This is a genomic window from Pseudomonas sp. GXM4 (assembly GCF_008923895.1).
Taxonomy (GTDB): domain Bacteria; phylum Pseudomonadota; class Gammaproteobacteria; order Pseudomonadales; family Pseudomonadaceae; genus Aquipseudomonas; species Aquipseudomonas atacamensis.
Genome location: NZ_WBRZ01000316.1, coordinates 1 through 5,874, shown reverse-complemented (window position 1 = coordinate 5,874; position 5,874 = coordinate 1). Strand labels below are relative to the sequence as shown.

The following is a 5,874-nucleotide window of genomic DNA, read 5'->3' as shown; positions in this document are numbered from 1 at the left end:
TCAACGAAGGCGGTTGATGTGCCGACCGAATCGCTGGCAAGCCAGCTCCCACAGGGATTAGGCCACACCCCCTCTCACAATTTTGCTCTGTTCAATCGTCTCCCGGCGCCAGCAGCAGATTGGGTGCCAGACGCTGATAGCCGTCCTGGGCCAGGCGCATGTCCAGCAGCAAACTGCCGAGATCTGCCGACAACGCCTCGGCTTCGGCATCGTTTTCCAGATAGAGCAATTTCAGGTAGCTGTTGCAGCTCGGGCAGACTTCGGCGCGCAGCGGGGCCTGTTCGGCGCTGTGGCGGTCGTCTTCCTCGCTGAGATATTCAAGGCCCTTGCTCTGCTCGCAATACACGCACTTGACCCGCACCACGTGCCATTCACAGGCACACAGCGAACACACCAGATAACGCAAACCGTTGTGCTTGCCGCGATGGCGAATCACCCCGGCCATGGCCGGTGAACCACAGGCCGGGCATTGGCTGAGGCTGTCACCGGGTTTGAGTTGCAGCTGCGGCACGCTCAGCAGCCAGTGGCTCCAGGCGGTTTGCAGCGCCGCGCCGAGAAACGGCACCAGCGCCGCTGGGACTAGCGAGTATTGCCCACTGACCAGCGCCACCGCCCACGCGCGCAACTGGCCGGGACTGGCGGCGCGCAGCGTGTCCAGCGCGTCGACCACCGCAGGCTGATCCGCTGGCACATAGCGCTGCAGCAAAGCATCCAGCCACGGCTGCCAGGCATCCTCGCGCACCAAAGTGTCTGCGGCGAACGGCGGCAGACCGTGCTGCTGACAGGCTTCGAAACGCTGCGCATCAAACGGCGCGGTCAGCGGCGGATCGTCGAAGACCTGCTGCTGCGCCCGGCACAACCCGGCCATCAGCCGCAGATAATCCGCCAACCCATTGCCCTCGGCCAGACGCTCAAGCCGCTCTGCACGCAGGGCAAACAGGTCACGCGGCGGCAGATACAGAAACGGCGGCGAACTGGCCGCCGCCTCGATTTCCCCAGGTTCAAGAATGCTTGGCAAAAGTCAGCCCTTTTTCGTCAGCGGTCGCTCGGGCACGTCCCGAGGCTGTTCGTCGCGGGTCACCTCGCGGTACCACAGTTCATGGTGTTTCTTCGCCCACGGCCGGCTGACCCAGCCATGCAGCATGGCGTCGACCGAACCCTTGATCCACAAACCGGCGTAGATGTGCACGATGATGCTCAGCACCAGCACGAACCCGGCCAGCGCATGCAACAGCATGGCCCAGCGGATCACGCTGATGCCGAAATACGCGCTGAACCACGCGCGCCAGATCACCAGCCCGGTGAACAGCAACGCGAGCATGCACAGCAGTAAAGTCCAGAACAGCAACTTCTGCCCGGCGTTGTATTTGCCCACCGGCGGCACGCTTTCTTCGTCGTTGACCATCACCCGATTGATCCGCCGCAGCCACTGGCGGTCATTGGCGATGAAGAAGTTGGTGCGCCAGAAGCTGAACACCAGACCGAGGAACAGCACGAACATGGCGATGCCCATGTACGGGTGCAGGATCCGCGTCCAGATGCCGCCGCCGAACAGGTTACTGAGCCAGAACAGCGACGGATGAAACAACGCCAGCCCGGACAACCCGGCCATGAAAAACAGAATCGCCACCAGCCAGTGATTGGTGCGCTGGTTGGCGCTGTAACGCAGGATCGTCTTGTTGCTCATGGCCGCTCCTCCCCGCGGGGATCGAAGGTGTGCACCGCCGGGTCGACCACATGCACCGAGGTGTCGGGTGGCGTCGGATGTTCATCCTCCTCGACGCGATTCGGCCCGATGCGCACGTAGTGGAAGAACCCGGCCAGCACCGCCGCGCCCATCGCCAGCAGGCCGAGGGGTTTGCTGATGCCTTTCCACAAACCCACCAGCGGACTGATCGCCGGATGGTCCGGCAAACCGGCGTAGATTTTCGGCGTGTCGGCGTGGTGCAGCACGTACATCACGTGGGTGCCGCCGACGCCTGCCGGGTCGTACAAACCAGCGTTTTCAAAACCACGGCTCTTCAGGTCGACGATGCGTTCAGCGGCGTGTTCTTTCATGTCTTCCTTGGTGCCGAAGACGATCGCGCCGGTCGGGCAGGTTTTCACGCAGGCCGGCTCCAGCCCTACCGCGACCCGATCGGAACACAGCGTGCATTTGTAGGCCTTGTGATCCTTCTGCGAAATGCGCGGGATGTTGAACGGGCAACCGGTGATGCAATAGCCACAGCCAATGCAGTGGTCCTGATCGAAATCGACGATGCCGTTGGCATGCTGAATGATCGCCCCGGGGCTTGGGCACGCGGCCAGGCAACCGGGTTCGGCGCAGTGCATGCAGCCGTCCTTGCGGATCAGCCACTCGAGATTGCCAGCGTCGGTTTCGTGCTCGGTGAAGCGCATCAGCGTCCACGAATCCGCCGTCAAATCCTGCGGATTGTCGTAGGTGCCGTGGTTGTGGCCGACCTCATCGCGCAGCTCGTTCCATTCCGAGCAGGCGACCTGGCAGGCCTTGCAGCCGATGCACTTGGTCGTGTCGATCAGCTTGGCAACGCCCTGCTGAGTCCTTACCGACGGCGGCGCAGTGGTGGTGGCCGAGCGGGCAATGATGTCTTGGCTGGCCATTTACAGTTTCTCCACGTTGACCAGGAATGACTTGGATTCCGGGGTCTGAGTGTTGCCATCGCCGAGGAACGGCACCAGGGTGTTGGTCAGATAACCGTGGCGCGTCAGGCCGGTGAAACCCCAGTGCAGCGGGATGCCGATCTGATGCACGACCTGGCCGTTGACCTGCAGCGGCCGGATCCGTTTGGTCACCACCGCCACCGCTTCGATAAAGCCGCGCTTGCAGCTGACGCGCACGCGATCACCGGCAGCAATGCCCTTCTCGTTCGCCAGCACTTCGCCGATTTCCACGAACTGCTCAGGCTGGGCAATCGCGTTCAACTTGCAGTGCTTGCTCCAGAAGTGGAAATGCTCGGTGAGCCGGTAACTGGTGCCGGCGTACGGGAAGTCCTTGGCCTCGCCGAGGGTCTCCCAGACCGAATCAAAGATCCGCGCGGCCGGGTTGCTGGTGGCCTTCTTGTTCTGCGGGTGCAGCGGGTTGATGCCGATCGGCGTTTCGAACGGCTCGTAGTGCTCAGGGAATGGGCCTTCGTTCATCTTGTCGACGGCGAAGAACCGCGCGACGCCCTCGGGGTTCATGATGAACGGATTCATCCCGGCTTCCGGCGGCACGTCGGCCTTGTAGTCAGGGACGTCGGTGCCGGTCCAGGCCTTGCCGTTCCACCACACCAGCCGCTTTTTTGGGTCCCACGGTTTGCCCGCCGGGTCCGCCGAAGCACGGTTGTAGAGGATTCGCCGATTCGCCGGCCACGCCCACGCCCAGCCCTGATGCTGGTGCATGCCGAACGGGTCGGCATTGTCGCGACGGGCCATCTGATTGCCGGCTTCGGTCCAGCTGCCGGCGAAAATCCAGCAACCGGACGCGGTGCTGCCGTCATCCTTGAGCAAACCGAAGCCGGCCAGTTGCGTGCCGGCCTTCACAGTTACGCCGCTGGCATCGGTGAAATCGCTGACAGCGGTGCCGTTGATTTCCCGCGCCAGTTCTTCCGGCGAAGGCTCGTCGGGGATCTTGTATGGCCACGACAGTTTCAGCAGCGGATCAGGAAACTTGCCGCCCTCGCTCTGATAACGCTGGCGCAGGCGTAGGAACAGTTCGCTCATGATGCGGATGTCGGTCTGCGCTTCGCCGGGGCCGTCGGCGCCTTTCCAGTGCCATTGCAGCCAGCGGCTGCTGTTGACCAGCGAGCCGTCCTCTTCAGCGAAACAGGTGGTCGGCAGGCGAATGACTTCGGTCTGGATTTCGGCGGTTTTCACATCGTTGTAAGGCCCGACGTTCTGCCAGAACTCCGAGGTTTCCGTGGCGAGCGGGTCCATCACCACCAGCCACTTGAGCTTGGCCAATGCGCCCATCACGCGGTTCTTGTCCGGCAACGCAGCGATCGGATTGAAGCCTTGGCAGAAATAGCCGTTGACCTTGCCCTGGCTCATCAGGTCGAACATCTTCAGCACGTCGTAGTTGGGGATGTCGAGCTTCGGCAAATGGTCGAACAGCCAGTTGTTCTCGACGGTGGCGTTGGCGCCGTACCAGGATTTCATCAGGCTGACGTGGAATTTGCTGTAGTTCTGCCAATACGAAAGCTGCCCCGGTCTTAGCGGCACCTGCGTACGTTTGAAGATGAACTGGCCGTAATCCTGTTCGCTGTCGGTAGGCAGCGTGAGGTAGCCGGGCAAGGCGTTGGACAGCAGACCGAGGTCGGTCAGGCCCTGGATGTTCGAGTGCCCGCGCAGCGCATTGACACCGCCGCCAGGCATGCCGACATTGCCCAACAGCAATTGCACCATCGCCGCGCTGCGGATGATCTGCGCGCCGATCGAGTGCTGCGTCCAGCCGAGGGCATAGAGAATCGTCATGGTCTTGCCCGGCGTCGAGCAGGTGGCGATCTCTTCCCAGATTTTCTGCATGGCGTCGACCGGCATGCCGCAGATCTGGCTGGCCAGGTCGATGTTGTAGCGGCTGTAATGCTGCTTCATCAGTTGATAAACGCAGCGCGGGTCTTGCAGGGTCGGGTCGACGCGGACGAAACCGTCCTCGGCGAATTCGTAACCCCAGCCGGACTTGTCGGTGTAGCTGCGTTTTTCCGCGTCATAGCCGCTGAACAGGCCGTCTTCGAAGCCATAACCGGCTTTGACGATGAACGACACGTCGGTGTAATTGCGCACATATTCGTGCTGGATCTTGTCCTCGGTCAGCAGGTAATTGATCAGCCCGCCCATGAAGGCGATGTCGGTGCCGGTGCGGATCGGCGCGTAATAGTCGGCCACCGAAGCGGTCCGGGTAAAACGCGGATCGACCACGATCAGCCGCGCGGCGTTATGCGCCTTGGCCTCGGTCACCCATTTGAAGCCGCACGGATGCGCTTCTGCTGCGTTGCCACCCATTACCAGGATCAGATTCGCGTTGGCGATATCGGTCCAGGTGTTGGTCATGGCACCACGGCCGTACGTCGGGGCAAGACTTGCCACCGTCGGACCGTGTCAGACACGCGCCTGGTTATCGAACCCCAGCAGACCGAGGCTGCGAATCACCTTCTGGGTGATGTAGCCGGCTTCGTTGGATGCCGCCGACGCCGCAAGGAAACCGGTGGTCAGCCAGCGATTCACGGTTTGCCCGTTGGCATTTTTCTCGATGAAGTTGGCGTCGCGGTCGGCCTTCATCAGGTCGGCGATGCGATCGAGGGCTTCGTCCCAGCCGATGCGCGTCCATTCATTGCTGCCGGGCTTGCGCACCTGCGGATACTGCAAGCGGCCGGGGCTGTGAATGAAGTCGAGCAGGCCCGCGCCTTTCGGGCACAGCGTGCCGCGATTGACCGGGTGGTCGGAGTCGCCTTCGATGTGAATGATGTTTTGCGCCACGTTCTTGCCGGCATCGCCCTGGCTGTACATGATCAAACCGCAACCGACCGAGCAATACGGGCAGGTGTTGCGGGTTTCACGGGTGTGGGCGAGCTTGAAGTGACGCACCTGCTCGGCGAAGGCCGCCGTCGGGGCCATGCCCAACGCGCCCAGGCTTGAGCCTGCAAGGCCGATACCGGCGACCTTGAAGAACTGACGACGGCTGAGATCCATCGTGCACTCCTGATCAGGTGGAACCCGGTACTTGCGCCGGGCTTTATCTGGACAATCACGGTTGCGACGCCTTGGCGCCGACTTTTTCACTGTAGACAAAGACCTTGCCGATTGTGTGAAAACCGACCGTCGGGTGTTTCATCTGCAATGTCGAGGTATTGATCGTTCCCACGCTCTGCGTGGGAATAC

General features: G+C 62.0%; 4 protein-coding genes. All 4 read right to left on the bottom strand.

What is annotated here, in order from left to right; all coding sequences use genetic code 11:
* Positions 1-91: 91 nt before the first annotated feature.
* Genes fdhE through fdnG form a run of 4 tightly spaced genes read right to left on the bottom strand, consistent with a single transcriptional unit; the run spans position 92 to position 5,685 of the window.
* Positions 92-1,018 (bottom strand): formate dehydrogenase accessory protein FdhE, encoded by a 927-nt coding sequence (fdhE, locus tag F8N49_RS24795; protein ID WP_122746156.1) that lies wholly within the window; start codon positions 1,016-1,018, stop codon positions 92-94.
* A gap of 3 nt (positions 1,019-1,021) precedes the next feature.
* Entirely contained in the window at positions 1,022-1,687 is a 666-nt protein-coding gene (locus F8N49_RS24790) for a formate dehydrogenase subunit gamma (RefSeq protein WP_151552998.1), read from the bottom strand.
* Complete coding sequence (fdxH, locus tag F8N49_RS24785) at positions 1,684-2,619, bottom strand: formate dehydrogenase subunit beta (protein WP_122698222.1); 936 nt, start codon at positions 2,617-2,619, stop codon at positions 1,684-1,686. Before fdxH ends, F8N49_RS24790 begins: the two co-directional genes overlap by 4 nt.
* A complete protein-coding gene (gene fdnG / locus F8N49_RS24780) occupies positions 2,620-5,685 on the bottom strand; it encodes a formate dehydrogenase-N subunit alpha (RefSeq protein WP_151552996.1) in 3,066 nt (1,021 codons plus the stop codon). It abuts the gene before it with no gap.
* Positions 5,686-5,874: the final 189 nt, after the last annotated feature.

What these genes read in the sequence shown, in the direction of transcription:
- F8N49_RS24790 (WP_151552998.1), bottom strand. Translation starts at nt 1,687, where the DNA reads ATGAGCAACAAGACGATCCTGCGTTACAGCGCCAACCAGCGCACCAAT.
- fdxH (WP_122698222.1), bottom strand. Translation starts at nt 2,619, where the DNA reads ATGGCCAGCCAAGACATCATTGCCCGCTCGGCCACCACCACTGCGCCG.